Here is a 238-nt window from a genome sequence, read left to right as displayed (position 1 = left end):
ATTTAACCAAAGAACAAGACAACGGATTTGCACTGCGGCAAGAAAGGACGCACTATTTTTTGCATAACGAGTGGCTATACCACGCCAGCGTTTAAGGTGGAGGAACGCATTTTCAATCAAATGGCGCAGCCGGTAGAGTTCACGATCATACTCTCGGGTAATTTTCCGATTTTTCCGGCTGGGGATCTGGACTTGCATGCCTTGCTGTTCAGCTTTTTCTACTATGGCATTACTATCA

At 45.4% G+C, this 238-nt stretch carries 1 protein-coding gene; it reads right to left on the bottom strand.

What is annotated here, in order from left to right; all coding sequences use genetic code 11:
* Positions 1-238 (bottom strand): transposase (locus AAC855_RS21410; RefSeq protein WP_340612141.1); only part of this gene is annotated, 238 nt, incomplete at both ends.

Source organism: Xenorhabdus bharatensis (assembly GCF_037996705.1).
GTDB lineage: Bacteria > Pseudomonadota > Gammaproteobacteria > Enterobacterales > Enterobacteriaceae > Xenorhabdus > Xenorhabdus bharatensis.
This window is presented reverse-complemented; position numbering and strand designations above follow the sequence as displayed.